We start from the raw sequence: 686 nt of genomic DNA, 5'->3' as shown, positions 1-686 counted from the left end.
CATGAAAAATAAACATACGAGTTCTTTAGTGTTCTCTAAATAATTCTTGCTAAAAATACGTGAATTAACTTACATTCATAATGTTAGTTATCATTTTTTGTAGTGTTCGATTATCACTAATCAGGACTGTTGGTATCAATGATGGTATCATGCCTACTTTGTTAAATTTTAATCTCTTAAGATCATAAGGATAGTTGCGATGTTCGAGTCCGGCCTTCGCACCATTAACACTTCTTTTGACGTTTCCTGAAGTCTACAAATCCAGAAAAAATCCTTAAAAACAAGCAAGTTACCGTATTTTATGGTCTTTGTTAGTCTCTTGTGGTCTACCCTCTTTTGGGGGCATAATCGGGGGCATGTCAATTCGATCAGGATTTGTGCCCCCAAAATGAAACTCAACGCTCGCCAGATAGAGACCGCAAAGCCGAAAGAGAAAGCCTATAAAATGGCTGATGGAGGCGGCTTGTATCTTGAAGTCTCCCCAAAAGGTTCCAAGTATTGGCGCATGGGTGATGCCTCCAATTAGTAGAACATGTGTTTCTCGATAAACGCTCCAATGACTTTTTCGTGGATCTCAACTGAGCGCGAAAAGCAGATTGTTTTACGAGCCAACCGTTTAATGCGGGTGCGGAGCGTCAGGTTATTACGTTCAATGCGTTGGGTGAAAATTTTGCCCGTCAGATGCT

The 686-nt window shown here is 40.5% G+C and carries 1 protein-coding gene and 1 pseudogene; one reads left to right on the top strand and one right to left on the bottom strand.

Annotated elements, in window-relative coordinates:
- Window positions 1–388: 388 nt before the first annotated feature.
- Window positions 389–508: pseudogene (locus BL249_RS19215) on the top strand (Arm DNA-binding domain-containing protein); the annotation flags it as partial.
- 14 nt (window positions 509–522) lie between these two features.
- Here the strand turns inward: BL249_RS19215 and BL249_RS06515 are convergent.
- On the bottom strand, window positions 523–686 hold a 164-nt coding region (locus BL249_RS06515; RefSeq protein WP_241898819.1), incomplete at its 5' end, for an IS1 family transposase.

Source organism: Erwinia sp. OLFS4 (assembly GCF_002752165.1).
Taxonomy (GTDB): Bacteria; Pseudomonadota; Gammaproteobacteria; order Enterobacterales; family Enterobacteriaceae; genus Izhakiella.
This window is presented reverse-complemented; position numbering and strand designations above follow the sequence as displayed.